We start from the raw sequence: 18,986 nt of genomic DNA, 5'->3' as shown, positions 1-18,986 counted from the left end.
GGGGCAAAATGAAAGAAGAAAAAATGATGATTTTGTCAATGCTTGAAGAAGGTAAGATAACATCTGAAGAAGCTATTAAGCTTATGGAAGCATTAGAAGATATGGAAATACCTAGGGAACATAATGAGTTCAAAGAAGAAAAAGACAACAGATTCAAAGACAGAAAATTTTCAAAACCAATATTTAATACTTTAGAGGATATCGGCACTGATATTGGTAATGCATTATCAACTATGTTTGACAGCCTAAAAGACATGGGTAATTCATTTAGTTTTATGGGTAATTATGAAACCATTACCACAGATTTAGATATGGATATATCTCATATTGAAAATCCAAGCTTAGATTTAAAAGCTGTTAATGGAAATATACGTTTAAGGTCAAATGATGAAGACAAACTTTTTATTAAGTCTACTTGTCAATATAAAAATGGGATAATTTCACAAAATGAACCTTATTTCGATTTTTATATGGATGGAGATAAAGTAATATTTACTCCAAAATATAATAGCAATATATCGATTAAGCTAGATGTTTCTTTACCAGAAAAACATTATAATGAAATCATACTAAATTCTAGTAATGGAAAGATAGATATAGAAGAATTAAGTATGCATACATTACGATGTACAACTACAAATTCCTCTATTGATGTTGTAGAAATAAATAGTAATGAAATTGATTTAACAACTAAAAATGGACGAATTGAATGTAGAGATACTAGTTCAGATATCATTAAAGCAGCTACTACAAATTCTAATATATTTTTAATGGATGTACACTGTTCTGAAATCGATGCTAAAACAGCCAATGCTAAAATAGGTATTAACGATATTGATGCCCAAAAAATAATATGTAAAACCTCTAATGCGTCAATCGAGGCAGAAGATATTACTTGTGATATAATTCATCTAATTACTTCTAATGGTAAAATTACCTGTGATGATATAGATGTAGATAGAGCTAAAGAGATAAAACTAATGACTTCTAATGGCTCAATTAGCTCTGAGATTTATGAAGCTAACAATGATAGTTATTTTGATCTGGAAACTTCTATGGGTAATATCACCCTTGATATTCCCAATATAGTATATAAACTTAATAAACAAGCTAATTTAGGTTTCAAAAAGATAATAGCTCATAGTGTTAATTTTGATGAAAATAGGGAGCATTTAAATTTTATTGCTTCTACGTCAAATGGTTCAATAAAAATATATTAAGGAGTGATGACAATGTTAGGAGGGGAAAAAATGCAAATCTTAACAATGGTTAAAGAAGGAAAAATCACAACTGAAGAAGGTGTTAAACTACTAGATGCTCTAGATAATAATGATATTGCTTCAAATAATACTAATCTTAGTACTAAGGCCAAATGGCTAAAAGTAAGAGTCTTTGATCCAGAGGATTCTACTAAAGTAAATGTAACTTTACCTATTTCCCTTATCAATATAGGAGTTAAATTGGCTGGAAAATTTTCCCCCGAGTTTAAAGAGGCTGGTTTGACTGAAGATGATATGGAAGAAATATTTGCAGCTATCAAAAATGGAGAGACTGGCAAAATTGTGGAAGTAGATAGTGAAGATGGCACTAAGGTTGAGGTTGTAATAGAATAATCCCACGATTGTGGGATTATTTTATTGTTTATAGTTTATTCTAATATAAAATCTGTTATAATAAATGTATCCATACATTTAAGGAGGATACCTATGAATAAATTTATTTTAAATAAGGATATAGATACGCCTTTATATATCCAACTCTATGAAAATTTTAAAATATTAATAGAGGAAAATCAATTGGAAAAGGAAAAGCTGCCTTCTATCCGTAGTCTTGCAAAATCACTGGGAGTAAACAATGTAACTGTAGTTAGTGCTTATAAGCTATTAGAGAAGGAAGGTTATGTATATTCAATTAAAGGAAGTGGAACTTATATAAAAAAATTACCAATTTCCGACGATATGCCTTATTTAGAAGAAGGTGATATGGAACTAATGGTATCTGGCATACTTCCCGTATCAAAAGATAGTATTAATTTTGCTTCTATGTCTCCTACACCAGATTTATTCCCAATAGAAGAGTTTAAACAAGCCCTAGTAGAAGTTTTAGATAGGGATGGAGGCCAAGCTTTTTTATATCCAGAGATAATAGGATATGAACCACTTCGAGAATCCATATCTAAATTTTTGATGGAAAATTACGGTACCAAAGTAGATAAGGATCAAATATTAATCACCTCTGGCGGTCAACAAGGTCTAGACATAATATCAAAGACTTTGATTAATCATGGAGATTGTATATTAGTTGAAAATCCAACATATTCTGGTGCATTATCTGCATTTAAATCTAGAGGTGCTAAGATCATTGGAATACCTATGAACGAAGATGGCATAGATATTGATTTATTAAAATCTTATGCAAAAAGATATAGTCCAAAATTCTTATATATGATGACTAACTATCAAAGCCCTACCACATACTCATATAGTGATGATAAAAAGAAAGAGCTTCTATTTTTATCAAAGGAACATGAATTTTATATAATAGAGGACGATTTCTTAACAGATTTATCTTTTGATGATAATGATAAAAAATCCACCTTAAAATCTATGGATAAGCATAATCAAATTATTTTCATTAAGTCTTTCTCAAAAATATTTATGCCTGGGGTCCGTATTGGATTTATTACATTGCCTAATAAATTGTTTAAGGAAATTATAAAAGCTAAACATACCACAGATGTATCCTCATCTGGATATCTTCAAAGAGCATTTGATTTGTACTTAAGAAAAGGTTATTGGAAATCTCATATAGAAAAAATTAAAAGAGTGTACTCTGAAAAATATAATATTATGACTAGAGAGCTAGATAAATTAAATAACTATGGAATATCTTATGTAAATCCTAATGGCGGTCTTAGTATTTGGCTCAAATTACCTAAAGAAATAGATGTTTTAGAACTTTATAAGGAATGTACTGAAAACAATCTAGCAATTGTACCTGGAAAAGTTTTCTTTGTTGATGAGTCTATTTATTCTAATTATATAAGACTTAGTTTTGGGGCAATAAATAATGATGAGATAGTTGAGGGACTTAAGATTTTAGAAAATATAATATCTAAACCTTTTAAGGATAAAAATAACAATTATTTACCATTTATATAAAATCCATCTATTGAAGTTTTAAGCTAAAACTTCCTATAGATATAAGAGGAGGGTCCCTTACGGGGCCCTCCATTATTTATATTTCTTGTTTTAAAGCCTTCATCAAAGATACAATAGCCAGTAACATTACGAATATAAAAGGAAATGCTGCTGCTACTGAAGCAGTCTGCAATGCCTCTAGGCCTCCTGCAAGCAATAAAGATGTTGCTAGCAGAGCTTGAACCACTCCCCAAATGAATTGTTTTTTAGCAGTAGGGTTTAAATCTCCTCCTGAAGATAACATTCCTAGTACAAATGTAGCTGAGTTTGCTGATGTAATAAAGAAAGTACCTAATAATACTACTGTAATTAATGATAATACTGTACTTAAAGGATAATTGCTAAATACTTGGAATAAAGCTGTAGATGGATTACTGGCTGCTGCAGCCAATCCTTCAACTCCAATTTTATCAACTAAATTTATACCCATTGAGCCAAATGCTGCAAACCAAACAACCGATACTACAGCAGGTGCAAGTATAACTCCTCCTATGAATTCTCTAATAGTTCTTCCTTTTGAAATACGTGCGATAAACGTACCCACAAATGGAGCCCATGCTATCCACCATGCCCAATAAAATATTGTCCATGAGTTTAACCAACTATTATCACCAAATGCTTCAACATGAAGACTATCACTTATAAAGCCATTAATATATTGACCTAATCCATTAGTGAACGAATTTATTACCTTTAGTGTAGGTCCTATTATGATAGTAAGTATAAGAAGTCCAAATGCCAACACTAAATTTATATCTCCTAATAGTTTTATACCTTTATCTATTCCACTAACTGCTGTCCAAATATATAGAATTGTAATTACTACAATTATGCCTATCTGAACTAATTTAGTCTCTGGAATATTAAATAAAAAGTTTAAACCACTATTAATCTGTAATGTGCCAAGTCCTAAAGATGTGGCTACTCCTGCAACTGTTGCAAATACTGCAAGTATATCTATTAATTTTCCAATAGGTCCATTAACTCTTTCCTCACCTAATAATGGTATGAAAATACTACTAATTAAACCTGGCTTATTCTTTCTAAATTGAAAATACGCTAGGGCAAGACCTATAATACTGTAATTAGCCCAAGGATGGAATCCCCAGTGCATAAAGGATGATTTCATAGCAAAATTTGCTGCTTGTAGGGTTCCTGATTCAATTCCTGGAGCTGGATTTACAAAATGTGATATAGGTTCAGCTACACCCCAAAATACAAGACCTATACCCATCCCGGCTCCAAATAACATTCCAAACCAAGAAGTCGTACTATATTCTGGCTTTGAATCATCTGGTCCTAGTTTAATATCTCCATATTTACTAAATGCTAATATAATGGCGAATACGACAAAGATGAACATAGATATTAAATAAGACCATCCAAAATTAGTTGTTAGGAAATTAAGTAATGAGTTTGCAAAATTTGAGAAATTCTCCTGTGCAACTATTCCCCATAAAACTATAGCTATAGATAGTGCAAGAGATATATAAAAAACCGTATTATCTTTTTGCTTTGTTTTATTCATTATAATTCCTCCCATTTTAGAGTAATTTAGAGGTGAATTTATAGGGGTGTTTATACACCCCTACTGTTTATTTAAATTTTTACCTTAAATACTGTTTGTTCCTTGACATCTTCTGTTAAAGCATCTAGTGCTACACCAACTCTATGATATCTAAGTTTCCATTGTTGTTCTTTAGATGTCGCCGGATCTCCTAGCGGATATGGAATAGATATTGTAGGTACTATCTTGTTTGAGCCTACTGTTGTTGCTACAGGTATTAGGTTACACATTTGAACTACTGGTATACCCGCTCTTTCAATTTCTTTTACCATTGTTGCACCGCAACGCGTACAAGTACCTCAGGTGGAAGTCATAATAACTCCATCTACATTATCTTCTTTTAATTTTTCAACTATTTCTTTACCCATTCTAGCTGCTTCAGCTTGAGTCGTTCCAGTTCCTACAGTGCTATAGAAATAATCATGAAGTTTACCTATTTTTCCTTCCTTTAGATACGCCCTCATTGCATCTATTGGCATAATAACATTTGGATCTGCATCTGCTGCTGCAGGGTCAAATCCAGCGTGAATGGTTTTATATACTCCTGATTCTAATCTCTCATCCTTAGATATATCATATCTTCCCCAACGTGTAGCAGAAGCAGATTGAATTCTATCTGGATTATCTACTGGTACTATTCCACCAGTTGTTACCATTGCAATATTTGCTTTAGATAAATCCTTAATCGGTGCTGCTATAGGAACTCTATCTTGTTTTGGTATTGGAAGTTCTGTTTCAAAAGGCTTATTGTTTAATTTTTTAATCAACATATCTACGCCTCTTTCTGCAGCAGTCTTTCCTGATTCTAACCACATTTGAGCTCTAATTCCTCTTGGGAAAAATCCTTCTTCATCAGCTGAGCCTGTTTTCTCACCTTTTAATAATTTATTTGCAAAGTTAGCTATTGCCTTTACGTCATCTCTTAATTTTGCTGCTGATTTTCCACCTTCGAAGATATATATATCTTTTTTAAACATCTCTACTCCAGGATTTTCCTCATTCATAGATGTGACAACTGGAACATTGAATTTTTCTTTAACAGCTTTACAGATAGTTCCACATGCCACTCCATATCTACCTGCTTGAAATGCTGGACCAGCAACAAATATATCAAATTCTTTACCTTCTAAAAATCCTAATATAGTTTCAACTGCTTCATCCGTATTAGAACCCATAAAGTTATCTCCACAGATAATAGTATGAGTAACTTCTGCCTCAAGCATACTATTTAGAGCAAGAGATGGTCCTACTAATCCTTCTCTAATCTCTGGCTTATAATCAGCAGTATCTTCTCCACCAATACCTGCAAAGAATTGATTTATATAATGAATTGCTTTTTTCATCTCTCCACCTCCTAAAATTCTTTCATAGTCTTAGTTGACCAACCTGCTATTCTATCTCCACAGAACATTGCATTATTTTCCATAATAATTGAGCCATCTTCTCTAACAGAAGCTCCTAATATTTCGTCATATGCCCATCCTCCAGATAATCCATCTCTGGCTAAAGCTTGTAATTCACCTATTACTTTATCAGCTGGAGGAAGTTCTATTAATTGAGAAACGTTTCCTGTAGACACTAGTGCATTTGCCTTTTCATCTAATGTAACAAGTGGTTGGGAAGCTCCATCTCTACCTGTACATTCATTACTTATACCTACTGTCTTTACACCTACATCTTCTAATGCAGCAAGGCATAAAATATAATCTGCATCAGGATTTCCATATCCCTCTTCAGTAACTATTGCTCCATCAGCCCCTAAAGACTTTGCCATTTGAGCTACAAATATTGCTGAACGTTTCTTTTGTTCTAGGGATACGTTTAAGTTTGACATGATAACACCTAAGAAGTTAATGCTTTTTCCATGCTCTTTATATAATTCTTTAATAGTAGGGAAATTTTGGAAGTCATAAGTTGCCCATTTTGATGATGCTGGCATGAAACTACCAGATATCAATGCTCCATCTAATACTTCGTTTGGATTCATAAAAGAAGGAACATATTTATTCATATCCCATCCATATACTAAATCATTATATCCTAATTCCTCCATCTGAGATTGAGGTTGCATTACTAATACAACTGATGGAAGTTTATTTATTTCTTCTGATCTTTTAGTTATTGGCTCTAATTCAAATGTTTCAATTTCTTCCGGTTCTAAACCTTTTACTGTATTTCCTAAATATTCTGCAAATCTATGGGATGCCCATCTAATTGCTCTATTTTTCTTTTGTTGCTCAAATCTTTCAAACTCCTCATCTGTGTCCGCTACTATACAGATATTTATTAATTCAGAAAATAGAGTGTACTTAGCTCCTTCTCCACCCATATCGATTAATCCATCACCAAAGCTACCATAGTGCATGCCTACACCTAAAACACTGCATCCTTTCAATGCATGTACTCTTCCATTACCTGTAGCTTCAACATCTCCTGTAACTCCAGGAAATACTGGTCTACCATCTGGACGAATTCTCGGTTCTACAGCCTCTTTAACTGGAACTATTCTTGTATTTTCACCTGGCTTGGCTATTACTATGTCGAGATCTATAATGTGTTCATCTTCTTTGATAAAAGCCATAGCTTCTTCCTTATTTATGGATAGAATTCCATTATTAAACATGGTTTTCTCTCCAAAAACAACATCTTTTACTTGGAAATTACCAATTTCTAGTTTCATCTCTTCACTCCTTTTAAATTAATCATGATTATCTTTGTTAAATATTATATTATCATAATCATGATTACATTTCAATCATAATTATAGATAATTTTTAAAATATTTTTAATAGTATAGATAAACTTAATACTCAGCTTATTATGTACTATTCTACATTGATTTATTAACCATAAATGTAATATTCAGTAATTATAAATTGTTTGTAGAATGTGGACTTTTGTGCTAATATAAATTAGATATAAATATTTTAAAGTTGGTGGTAACATATATGAAGAAACAAATACAAAAGAAAAGAATAATGTCTTACTTTATTAATGCAACTGAAGAAATAATAGATGAAGTTGGAATTAATGGAGTGACACTAAGAAAAGTAGCTGATAGAGCTGGATATAATAGTGCTACAGTTTATAATTATTTTGAAAATCTTGATCATTTAATTTTCTATGCAGCTATGAAATATATAAAAGATTATGCCCATGCTTTAGATACATATTTAAAAGACGCGAAAAATGCTATGGATAGATTTCTTAAAGTTTGGGAATGTTTTTGTGATTATGCTTATGATAAGCCAGAAATTTACAATGCTATTTTCTTTCCAAATTTAGAAAAGCATTTTGAAGATTATGTAGCTGATTATTATGAACTTTTCCCAGAAGATATGGTTAGCACAGATAAAAATATTTCTACTATGCTGTTGAAAACAGATATTAATGAGAGAGGGCAAACTACTGTATTTGCATGTGTAAATGAAGGATATATTCTTTCTGAAGATGCAAACAAATTGAATGATATGACTCTTTTAATCTTTGAAGGTATGCTAAAGAGAGTATTAAATAATAAGATTTCCTATGATGATGCAAGAAACAACACCATGGATTATATTAAATCTATAGTAGAGAGATTTTTAATTAAAGATTATGATTTTTATTATTAAAAATCTTATAAAAACACTTGACATTTATATTTTTACAGTATATGCTTAAAGACGAACTTAATAATCTCGGTAGGTGAGGTTACTATAAGGATATGGATTGCTGCCGTAAAAGGGTGGAAACACTCTGCACTGGTTAGCAGGTTTTGTCGCAAGGCTCAACCTAATGCAATTTCAGCGCCTTATAAAGCCAAAACTTGAACGAGAAGAGTAAATCCTTCCCCTTCAAGCTTTGGTGGAGGATTATTATTTTTTTGGAGGTGAGTAAATTTATGGATTCTGGACCGAGTAGTATTTATATAGAGGAAGGTTGAAGTATATGTATAATCAACATCATATAATTATATTATAATAATTATCTTTTCTTTACATATACCTAAAAAGACCTTTCTGAAAAAATTTTCCAAATTTATTTTAAATTTAAAAATTCAATACAAATTTAACTTATGGTTAGACTATTTACTGAACCATTATTTAGTATTGTCTTTTTTGGAGGTGTAAATTATGAGAAAGAAAAGAGTTTATAGTAATGAAAATATTAATAAAGATCTACAAGATATGAGTTCAAAAAATATTGATACCATTTTTAGAGAATTAGATTCCTCCATCAATGGTTTATCTGAAGTAGAAGCAAATAGCAGATTAAACTTTTATGGACACAACGAAATAATTTCTCAAAAAAGAAATCCTTGGTATATTTACCTTTTAAATTCCTTTATAGATCCCTTTATTTTAATATTATTAGTTATAGTTTTTGTATCTTATTTTACTGATATTGTTTTTGCTCCGTCTGGCGAAAAATCTTGGATTACTATTATAATTATTTCCACTATGATATTAGTTAGTGCAATCCTTAAATTTTCTCAAGAACATAAATCTCAAATAACAGCAGATAATTTAAAAGATTTAGTTCCTACAACAACAGCTGTTGAAAGAGAGACTATGGGGAAAAAAGAAATCAATATATCCGATGTAGTTCCAGGAGATATTATTCATTTGGCAGCTGGAGATTTAATACCAGCAGACCTAAGAATTATTACTTGCAAAGATTTGTTCATCAGTCAATCTTCATTAACAGGTGAATCAGAACCTGTTGAGAAGTTTTCAGAAATTAATAATAAAGATGTAAATAAGAATATCGCTGATCTAGAAAATATTGCCTTAATGGGGACCATAGTTGTTAGCGGTTCTGCAATAGGTATAGTTTTGCAGACAGGAAACCAAACGTATTTTGGTACTATTGCAGAATCTCTTACTAAAGACAGAGGTCAAACTAGTTTTGAGGAGGGTGTTAAAAGCGTCAGCTTTCTTCTAATAAGATTTATGTTAATTATGGTTCCTATAGTTTTCTTAATAAATGGATTGACAAAAAAAGACTGGCTAAGTGCCTTTTTATTTGCTATTTCAGTAGCTGTAGGCTTGACTCCTGAGATGCTTCCAACTTTAGTTTCTACAAACCTTGCAAAAGGAGCAATATCTTTATCTAAACGTAAAATTGTAGTTAAAAGATTAAGTTCTATTCAAAACTTTGGTGCCATGGACATTTTATGTACAGACAAAACTGGGACTTTAACCTTAGATAAAATTATATTGGAAACACATTTAGATGTACTAGGCAATGAAAATGATAGAGTCTTAAGACATGGATACTTGAATAGTTATTATCAAACGGGATTAAAAAACTTGTTAGATATTGCTGTAATAGAATATGGTAATGAAAAAGGATTTAATGAAGCAACAAAAATATATGAAAGAGTAGACGAGATTCCCTTTGATTTTACAAGACGTAGGATGTCAGTAGTAGTTGAAAGTGAAAATGGAAAAAGGCAACTTATAACTAAAGGTGCTGTTGAAGAAATGCTTTCTATATGTTCTTTTGTAGAAATCAATGGAGATGTTTTACCTTTAACTGAAGAATTAATAGCAACAGTCATGGATATGGTAACTAAACTTAATAAAGATGGCATGAGAGTTCTTGCTATAGCTCAAAAAAATAATGTACCAGATGAAAATGTATTTAGTATTAAAGATGAAAGTAATATGGTTCTTATTGGATATATAGGTTTCTTAGATCCTCCAAAGGATTCAGCTGTTTCTGCAATAAAGGCATTATATGAACACGGAGTAGATGTAAAGGTATTAACTGGAGACAATGATATAGTTGCTAAAAAAATATGCAAAGATGTGGGGATTCCTATAGACAATGTTGTCTTAGGTATAGATATAGAAGAAATGACGGATGAAATGTTGTATGAAATAGCTTCAAAATCCAGTATCCTAGCCAAACTATCCCCAATGCAAAAAGAAAGAGTTATTTCTATTCTACAGAATAATGGTCATGTTGTTGGTTTCTTGGGCGACGGCATCAACGATTCTCAAGCCCTAAAACAAGCTGATGTAGGTATTTCTGTAGATACAGCAGTTGATATAGCTAAGGAATCCGCTGATATAATATTACTTGAAAAAGACTTAAATGTTTTGGAAAAAGGAGTAATTGAAGGTAGGAGGGTATTTGGAAATATTGTTAAATATATAAATATGACTGCTAGCTCTAACTTTGGAAATGTATTTAGTGTATTAGCAGCTAGTGCATTTCTCCCATTTTTACCAATGTTGCCAATACAGTTACTTGTGCAAAACTTACTCTATAGTATTTCTCAAATAGCTATACCATGGGATAATATGGATGAAGAATATTTAAGAACGCCTCAGAAATGGAATGCCGATAAAATAGGTAAGTTTATGTTATATATAGGACCTATTAGTTCCATATTTGATATTGCTACCTTTGCTATTATGTGGTTTGTGTTTAAGGCAAATACAATAGAATTACAGCCTTTATTTCAATCCGGTTGGTTTATAGTAGGCATTGTATCGCAAACTTTAATAGTTCATATGATCAGGACAAAGAAGATTCCATTTTTACAAAGTAGAGCTTCTACTCCACTTATGGTAATGACATTTATAATAATAAGTATAGGCATATTAATTCCATATACTGAATTCGGAACTTATATAGGACTTGTTCCCCTTCCAGCAAGTTATTTTCCTTGGCTAATGGGAATATTATTAGCCTATTCCATTCTTACACAAATTGTTAAAAATATTTATATTAAAAAATTTAATACTTGGATGTAAATTCCTCTAAAACCCTATTAAATCTAATAGGGTTTTCTAATACCAATAAGTGGGTGCAATTTTCAAATATTATTAACTCTGAATTCTTAATATTTTTTTTAAGATATTTTCCTACATCAACTGAATAGAAAGTACTTTTTCCTCCGAATATAATTAAAGTTGGTATGTGTATTTTACTCAAAGTATCTCTATAATCCTTTTCTATCATAGATTTCCACATTGAGTACATTACATGAGGAGAATTATTTTTCATCTTATCCATTGAAATATTAAATTGTTTTTCATTAAAATAAGGTGCCATGTTTCTTATAAATTTTTCTGCAAATCCTATCCAATTTTCTTTGATTAAACTTAAATCCTTTAATGCATCTTCCATAGTATATTTACCATGATATAAACCTAAGTTCCAGCTATTATCATTTATAGCCTTAGGCCCTTTATCTACAATACATATTTTAGATATCTTTTGTAATCCAAATAAATTTATATATTCAAATATAACCCATGCTCCCATTGACCAACCAACTAATATTACATCTTTTAGTTCTAGATATTCTATAAACTCTCTTAAATCTAATGCAAATCTATCCAAATTTAATCCATAATCTGTCCTATCTGATATGCCATGACCTCTTAAATCATAGGTTATTATTTTATATTTCTTAGATAATACTCTTTGTTGTATTCTAAATGAATTATGATCTTCTGCGAATCCATGGATAAAAATTATTGGTAATCCTTCTCCTTTTACTTCATAATATAATTTCACATTATCACTTGTAGTAAAAAATTCCATCATTATCACATCCTATTTATTCTTCATTAATAATTATATATCATTTAAGTAATTTAAAAAACTTTTATAATATTACTAAAATAAAAATTAAAAGTACAAATCCTATTACCCCTGAAATTGGATATAATGTCGCTACTAAGTTGGAGAATCCAAACTTAGCTAGAGGAATGGATAGCAAGCAGAATAAGGTTATTATAAGTTTCTTATATTTACTCTTAGAAACCTTATTTATAATACCAAAACCATTAGCTAATGCAGTTGTAAACATAGCAGCCCATAGTATAATTGAATAAAATTTTCCATATCCACTTCCTATATAATTACATATTCTTAGCATCGGAATATCCATAGTAGCTACCTCATCATAATAAACAAGCATGGAACTTAATATAGATAAACCAAGGATAAATAATATTATTCCTCCCGATACACCACCTAAAATAGCTGTTTTTTGCTATCTATCAATGATAATAGGGACGAGAATACTATGATAATAATTAAGGAATTGGAGCCTAGATATAAAAGAGAGGATGATAGAAAATTTCCTTTCAGCGTCAAATTTACTCCATTTATATTAGATAAATAATATCCTTCTTTTATATTTAAATATATAGATGTAAATATAATACCTATAATAAGTAAAGGAACTAACAAAGAGCTAATAAAGGAAAATCCTTCTAAACTAAATAGAAATACTATAAATGACAAAACTATCATTACAATAATCCCAAGGTTAAAAGATAAACCTAGCTCCTCCTCAAATATTGCACCACTACCTGCAACCATAACACTAAACCCCGTGTATAAGAAAATTGTCATTATATTATCTAATATTAATCCAAATTTCTTTCCAAATATTTTACATATTAATTCCTCAAATCCACTTATTTTATTGTTAAATATCTTTAAAAGAAGTAATCCTCCTATCAAAGAAAACAATATTCCTGATATTGTTATCCCAAAAATTCCCTTTATCCCGTATACTCCAAAAAATTCTATAATCTCTCTACCAGAAGCAAAACCTGCACCTATAACTGTACCTACATATATTGATGCTATTTTCATCCATTTCCTATTGATTACCTTCTTCATCATCCTCCCCCTTTCTAATATTTAATAATATTAGAATAGAGCTTATCCTATAACAACTTAGTAAAAAAGAAGTTCTACTCCTAGCATGGAGCAGAACCTTATTCTATGCATTATGAATATATTTTAACATCTTGAAGAACATTTTATCTCTTCTTTTTATAGCTTCTTCATCTTTACCTTCTGAATAATCATAGAAACCTTTCTTTGATTTAACGCCTAGCTCATTATTATCCATTAATTTCTTCAATACTTCTTGTGGTTTTTTTACATCGGATAAATCATTAAATAAATATGAAGATATATAGTAGAATGTATCTAACCCTCCTAAATCTGCTGTTTCTAAAGGACCTATTATTGGATATCTAAATCCAGGTCCATATTTCATAGCTCTATCCACATCTTCAAAAGTAGCTATTCCCTCTTCTACTATATTCAATGCCTCTCTAAATACTGCAAACTGTATTCTATTACCAATAAATCCTGGAGCATCTTTTTGTACAACTACTGGCTCCTTATCTATTTTTTTTACTAATTTCAATAATATATCTACAGTTCCACCGCTTGTCCCTTCTCCTCTTATTAATTCAACTAATGGAATAATATGAGGTGGATTCCAAAAATGCATTCCTATAAATCTATCCCTATTTTTTACTTTCTTAGATATTTCCGTAATACTAAGACCAGAGGTATTTGTTGCAAATATAGCATCAGATTTAGCTATTTCTTCTACCTCTTTCCAGAAATCCTGTTTTATATCCATCTTTTCTATAATAGCTTCAATTATTACATCACAGTCAGAAAAGACTTTTTTATCTATGGAATATTTTATATTTTTCACTGTATTTTCAACTTCTGATTCTGCCATAAGACCTTCTTCTATTAAACTACTATTAAATATAGATACTAATCTTTTAGAGCCTTTTAGAAATTCTTCTTTAATATCAGTTATAACTACTTCATATCCCTTTCGTGCAAATATTTGAGCTATACCAGATCCCATAGTTCCTGCCCCTGCTATACCTATCTTTTTAATATCCTCTATCTTCATCTTGTAACCTCCTTTTAATCGTATCTCCCCATCTAATTATTATACTAGATGGGGAGATATTTATCTCTTATTATTTTTCTAATAAATTCCTAAACTTGCAAGAATTATAGCTGCAATAGTGGCTACCACTGGTAAAGCTACTGAAGTAACAAATATATCTATATATGAATCCTTATGAGTCATACCTGTAACGGCAAGTAAAGTCAATACAGCCCCATTATGTGGAAGTGTATCAAGGCCTCCTGATGAAAGTGAAGCTATTCTATGAAAAGCCTGAGGACTAATACCTGTCTCCAAAGCCAATTGATAATATTTTGCTCCCAAAGCTTCTAATGCTATACCCATTCCTCCTGAAGCTGAGCCTGTTGCACCAGCCAAAATATTTACTGCTATTGATTCTGAAATAAGGGGAGAACCTTTTATCCCTAGAAGTAAATCTGTTAATGTCTGAAATCCTGGTACTGCCCTTACTATTGAACCAAATCCAACAGCAGCAGATGTATTTATAATTGCAGTAATTGATGATGTTGCTCCTCCGCTAATGGATTTAGTAAAACCTTTGTATTTGCTAGGATTAGTTATCATTGCCATAATTATACCGGCTAATAAACATACTACTATATCCCATTTTAACCTTTCTATATTTAAAGTTAATATTACAGTAAGCAAAGGTAAAAATGAAAGAAATGGATTTGGAAGTTCTTGTACTTCAGCTTCAGCATTTACATTTCCTTTCTTTTCAGGCTCAATAAAGCCTTCACCCTTAGCTGTAAATCTCTTTTCTCTCCATATAAGATATGCATATCCTCCACCTAATAATATAGCTGAAGCTACTAAGCCCATAATTGGACCTGCTGTAGGTGTTGTGTTAAAATAATCCGTAGGAATTAAATTTTGAATTTGAGGTGTTCCTGGCAATGCTGTCATTGTAAAGGTAAATGATCCAAGGGCTATTGCTCCAGGAATAAGTTTTCTAGTAATATTAGCTTCTCTGAATAATTCTAATGCCAAAGGATACATTGCAAATACAACTACAAATAGAGATATACCACCATAAGTCAATACTGCACAGCCTACTACTACACTAAGGATAGCTCTCTTTGCACCTAGCACTTTTGTAAGCCATTTAGCTATGGACTTAGCTGCACCAGTATAATCCATCAAAGTTCCAAATATTGCACCTAACATAAATACTGGAAACCAAGATTTTGTAAATCCTACAAAACCAGCCATATAAGTATCTTTATATGCTGGAAGTAGTTCTAGACCACCTGTTAAAGCTACTACTAATGCACATAGAGGAGCTATCCAAATTATAGAGTATCCTCTATAAGCTAAGAACATCAATAATACTAATCCGATAATAATACCTAGCATAATTACTTCCCCCTTTTATTTTACTTGATATTTTATTTATCATTTGTCTTTTTAAAAATTTTATCTTTTGTTTTTTAATAGCCTTATCTTTTGTTTCTAATGAGGATTATTTTATCTCTTGTTTTTCTATTAAAACTTTAGTATTTTTAGCCAGCTGTCCAGCCCCCATCTATTGTAAATGTTGAGCCTGTAATATGAGCTCCTGCACTTGAACATAAGAATTTGGCCACATCTGCAATAGTTTCAGGTTCTATTAGTTTTTTAACTGCCGCTTTTTGTAACATTACTTTTTCAATAACTTCTTCCCTTGATATTCCATGGGATGCTGCTTGAGCATCAATTTGATTATCCACTAAAGGAGTTCTAACATATGCTGGACAAATTGAATTTACAGTTATTCCATAAGGTCCTCCTTCTAAAGCAGTAGTTTTTGTTAGTCCTGAAAGACCATGTTTAGCTGAAACATAAGCAACTTTAAATTCAGATGCTACTAATCCATGAATTGAATTTAAATTTATTATTCTTCCCCAACCTTGCTCTTTCATTGAATTCCATACATACTTAGTTAGTAGGAATGGAGCCGTTAACATTAAATTAATCATAAAATCCCATTTATCCTCTGGAAAATCTTCTATTGGAGATACTGTTTGAATTCCTGCCACATTTACAAGAATATCTACCTTTGAATATTTATCTAAAGTATAATCGACTAAATCCTTACAACCTTCTCTTGTGCTTAAATCTACCTTAAAATAATCTGCACTTATTCTTTCTGACTCATTTTTTAATCTTTCTTCATTAATATCAGCCATAACTATCTTAGCACCATCTTTAGAAAAAGCTTCCGCAACAGCTAATCCAATTCCACTGGCTGCTCCTGTCACAATACATACTTTATTTTCTAACATCCTTATACCTCCTTGATTTAATTGTTTAACTATTAATATAGCAAAATTCATGCCATTGATTTTTGGTATGAATGTTAGTTTTTTATCTAAATATCCATATTTAAACAAAAAAACAAGCATATTTTTCATAAAATATACTTGTTTTTATATTTTGTTTTTTAAAAAATATAATAATTTAAAGTTAATGTAAGGTTATACTTACATTAACTTACTTTAAATCTATAGAGTGTAAGTTTTTCCTTACATCAAATCTTCCTTTTCTAATTTTTCGTAAATTTTTTCTGACAATTCTTTTAATTGTGAGAAAAATAACATTACATATCTATTTCGTATTTTGAAATCTTCTCATATAAACTTGTCCTGCTAATATCTAATGTATTGGCAGCTAAAGTCTTGTTGCCATTAGCAATTATTAGGCTATCTATTATAGATTGTTTTTCTACCTCTTCTAAAATGGATTTTAAACTTTTCATCTGCTTATTTCTAGTCATACCTGTAATTTTAGTAGGCAAATGTTCTGGCTTAATTATTGTTTCTTCTTCTAAGAAATTTATAGCCCTTTCTAGGATATTTTCTAGCTCCCTTACATTTCCAGGCCAATCATAATTTTTTAAATATTCTATTGTACTCTCTGATATCTTATCTACTTTTATATTTTCTCCTTTTGATATCTTGTTTACTAAATACTTGGACAGAATAGTTATATCTTCTTTTCTTTCCCTTAAGGAGGAATTTTTATACTTACTACATTTAATCTATAATATAAATCTAATCTAAACATACCTTCAGATACCATTTTTTCTAGATCTTTATTAGTTGCTGCTATAACTCTAATATCAATTTTCTCTGAATAATTACAACCTATTCTCTCTATTTCTTTATCTTGGAGAACTCTTAATAATTTTACCTGCATATTCATAGGTAAATCACCAATTTCATCTAAAAAGATAGTACCTCCATCTGCAGCCTTAAACTTCCCAATCTTTCCTCCTTTTTTAGCACCTGTAAAAGAACCTTCTTCATATCCAAATAATTCTGATTCTAATAACTCATATGGAATTGCCCCACAATTTACTCTAATAAAAGGTGCATCTATACGTCTACTGTTATTATGAATTGCATGTGCAAATAATTCTTTTCCAGTGCCAGATTCTCCTAAAATTAGAACATTTGAATTCGTCTTTGCTGCCCTTTTTGTAAGTTCCTTCAGGCTTTCCATAGACTTACTTATACTTATGATGCTATCTAAAGCATAATTTGCTTTGTTTACTTTTTTAAATTCATCCTTATATAGATTCAATTCTTTCTCAATCTTATTTATCTTCATATATAGGGAATTTAATTCATCTACATCTTTAAATAATACCTTACCTACAGCACCTACTACATTACCATTAACAAATACTGGTATTCTAGTAGCTATCATATTTTTACCATTTATCTCTTGAACTTGGGCAATTTCTGGTATTCCTGTCTTTATTACAATATCCATTCTCGTATTCTCTATAACTTCTCGTACATGTTTGCCTATTGCCACTTCTCTATCTACTCCTAAGAATTCCGCATAAGGATTACTTAACATTTCTATATATCCATCTTTATTAACATAAACAATAGCATCATTTGTAGCTTCCATTACTGTATTTAATAGAGAAGATGCTTCTATCTCATCATCAAACTGTCTAATAAATTCTTTATAAGTATCTAATTTTTGAAAAATTATATAGGCTCCTTCATTAGTATCATTATTAGAAATTGCTTTTTTTATTACAATAATATCTTTGCCATTATATTTTAGTTTCTGGGATTCATGTTTTTTATTAGACTTTAAAAAAGATTTAATCTTAAAATTAGATAGGATATTAGATAGGTTTCTGTTTAGATTATTTTCATCAAATAATTCTAATATATTTAAAGCTTCACTATTAAAAAAATTTATATTACAATATTCATCTACTACTAAAATACCTATATTTAAAGAATTAGCTAGATTATATAAATTTATCCCGTTATTAGACATTATTTGCCCACTCCTATTTATATTCTAATATAATTATACCATATATTATATAAATCTAACTTTATTTAAAATATAACACAGTTCAAAGGCTTACTATCTTAGTTAATTAATTTATGCTCTTTACCCGTAAGGTATCATTCAGTGGTGTCCGATAGAACCTATGCTCGTATAGATTTGGTCCTAACGGACACTCCTAATGAGAAATTCTACATTAAGGTTGGTGCTCGTC

16 protein-coding genes and 1 riboswitch are annotated in these 18,986 nt (G+C 30.6%); of the genes, 5 read left to right on the top strand and 11 right to left on the bottom strand.

Annotated elements, in window-relative coordinates:
- Nucleotides 1-8: 8 nt before the first annotated feature.
- The 3 genes from CIW83_RS00075 (at nucleotide 9) to CIW83_RS00065 (ending at nucleotide 3,161) form a co-directional block, all read left to right on the top strand.
- The gene (locus CIW83_RS00075; protein ID WP_094898655.1) at nucleotides 9-1,220 is read left to right on the top strand and encodes a DUF4097 family beta strand repeat-containing protein; all 1,212 of its coding nucleotides are present in this window, start codon (nucleotides 9-11) and stop codon (nucleotides 1,218-1,220) included.
- Between the two features lie 30 nt (nucleotides 1,221-1,250).
- On the top strand, nucleotides 1,251-1,613 hold the full coding sequence (locus CIW83_RS00070) for a hypothetical protein (protein ID WP_235601176.1): 363 nt from the start codon (nucleotides 1,251-1,253) through the stop codon (nucleotides 1,611-1,613).
- A 93-nt stretch (nucleotides 1,614-1,706) separates the two neighbouring features.
- A complete protein-coding gene (locus tag CIW83_RS00065; RefSeq protein ID WP_094898653.1) occupies nucleotides 1,707-3,161 on the top strand; it encodes a PLP-dependent aminotransferase family protein in 1,455 nt (484 codons plus the stop codon).
- A 76-nt stretch (nucleotides 3,162-3,237) separates the two neighbouring features.
- Here CIW83_RS00065 and CIW83_RS00060 read toward each other — a convergent pair whose 3' ends face one another.
- From CIW83_RS00060 to CIW83_RS00050, 3 genes are all read right to left on the bottom strand, one after another.
- Nucleotides 3,238-4,728 carry a BCCT family transporter gene (locus tag CIW83_RS00060; protein ID WP_094898652.1) on the bottom strand — a complete coding sequence of 497 codons (1,491 nt, stop codon included), beginning with the start codon at nucleotides 4,726-4,728 and terminating at the stop codon, nucleotides 3,238-3,240.
- 71 nt (nucleotides 4,729-4,799) lie between these two features.
- Nucleotides 4,800-6,110 carry a betaine reductase selenoprotein B gene (grdH, locus tag CIW83_RS00055; RefSeq protein ID WP_094898651.1) on the bottom strand — a complete coding sequence of 437 codons (1,311 nt, stop codon included), beginning with the start codon at nucleotides 6,108-6,110 and terminating at the stop codon, nucleotides 4,800-4,802.
- Nucleotides 6,111-6,121: 11 nt separating this feature from the next.
- Nucleotides 6,122-7,447: a glycine/sarcosine/betaine reductase component B subunit gene (locus CIW83_RS00050; RefSeq protein WP_094898650.1), complete on the bottom strand. Its 1,326-nt coding sequence runs from the start codon at nucleotides 7,445-7,447 to the stop codon at nucleotides 6,122-6,124.
- Between the two features lie 268 nt (nucleotides 7,448-7,715).
- On the opposite strand from CIW83_RS00050, the gene CIW83_RS00045 reads away from it, so the two are divergent.
- A complete protein-coding gene (locus tag CIW83_RS00045; RefSeq protein ID WP_094898649.1) occupies nucleotides 7,716-8,381 on the top strand; it encodes a TetR/AcrR family transcriptional regulator in 666 nt (221 codons plus the stop codon).
- Nucleotides 8,382-8,439: 58 nt separating this feature from the next.
- Nucleotides 8,440-8,594: riboswitch (M-box (ykoK) riboswitch) on the top strand.
- A gap of 288 nt (nucleotides 8,595-8,882) precedes the next feature.
- A complete protein-coding gene (mgtA, locus tag CIW83_RS00040; RefSeq protein WP_094898648.1) occupies nucleotides 8,883-11,516 on the top strand; it encodes a magnesium-translocating P-type ATPase in 2,634 nt (877 codons plus the stop codon).
- Here the strand turns inward: mgtA and CIW83_RS00035 are convergent.
- From CIW83_RS00035 to CIW83_RS00005, 8 genes are all read right to left on the bottom strand, one after another.
- Nucleotides 11,500-12,312, bottom strand: coding sequence for an alpha/beta fold hydrolase (locus CIW83_RS00035; RefSeq protein ID WP_094898647.1), 813 nt, complete (start codon nucleotides 12,310-12,312; stop codon nucleotides 11,500-11,502). The genes mgtA and CIW83_RS00035 overlap by 17 nt on opposite strands.
- A 64-nt stretch (nucleotides 12,313-12,376) precedes the next feature.
- Entirely contained in the window at nucleotides 12,377-12,661 is a 285-nt protein-coding gene (locus tag CIW83_RS00030) for a hypothetical protein (protein ID WP_094898646.1), read from the bottom strand.
- 86 nt (nucleotides 12,662-12,747) lie between these two features.
- Nucleotides 12,748-13,404, bottom strand: coding sequence for a hypothetical protein (locus tag CIW83_RS00025; protein ID WP_094898645.1), 657 nt, complete (start codon nucleotides 13,402-13,404; stop codon nucleotides 12,748-12,750).
- 103 nt (nucleotides 13,405-13,507) lie between these two features.
- On the bottom strand, nucleotides 13,508-14,452 hold the full coding sequence (locus CIW83_RS00020) for a 3-hydroxyacyl-CoA dehydrogenase family protein (protein WP_094898644.1): 945 nt from the start codon (nucleotides 14,450-14,452) through the stop codon (nucleotides 13,508-13,510).
- A gap of 78 nt (nucleotides 14,453-14,530) precedes the next feature.
- Entirely contained in the window at nucleotides 14,531-15,829 is a 1,299-nt protein-coding gene (locus CIW83_RS00015; RefSeq protein ID WP_094898643.1) for a GntP family permease, read from the bottom strand.
- A 146-nt stretch (nucleotides 15,830-15,975) separates the two neighbouring features.
- Nucleotides 15,976-16,737: a 3-hydroxybutyrate dehydrogenase gene (locus CIW83_RS00010; RefSeq protein ID WP_094898642.1), complete on the bottom strand. Its 762-nt coding sequence runs from the start codon at nucleotides 16,735-16,737 to the stop codon at nucleotides 15,976-15,978.
- A 314-nt stretch (nucleotides 16,738-17,051) separates the two neighbouring features.
- The gene (locus tag CIW83_RS22495; RefSeq protein WP_201259590.1) at nucleotides 17,052-17,210 is read right to left on the bottom strand and encodes a helix-turn-helix domain-containing protein; all 159 of its coding nucleotides are present in this window, start codon (nucleotides 17,208-17,210) and stop codon (nucleotides 17,052-17,054) included.
- Between the two features lie 248 nt (nucleotides 17,211-17,458).
- Entirely contained in the window at nucleotides 17,459-18,757 is a 1,299-nt protein-coding gene (locus CIW83_RS00005) for a sigma 54-interacting transcriptional regulator (protein ID WP_201259589.1), read from the bottom strand.
- Nucleotides 18,758-18,986: the final 229 nt, after the last annotated feature.

Source organism: Tissierella sp. P1 (assembly GCF_002266425.1).
Taxonomy (GTDB): domain Bacteria; phylum Bacillota; class Clostridia; order Tissierellales; family Tissierellaceae; genus Tissierella; species Tissierella carlieri.
This window is presented reverse-complemented; position numbering and strand designations above follow the sequence as displayed.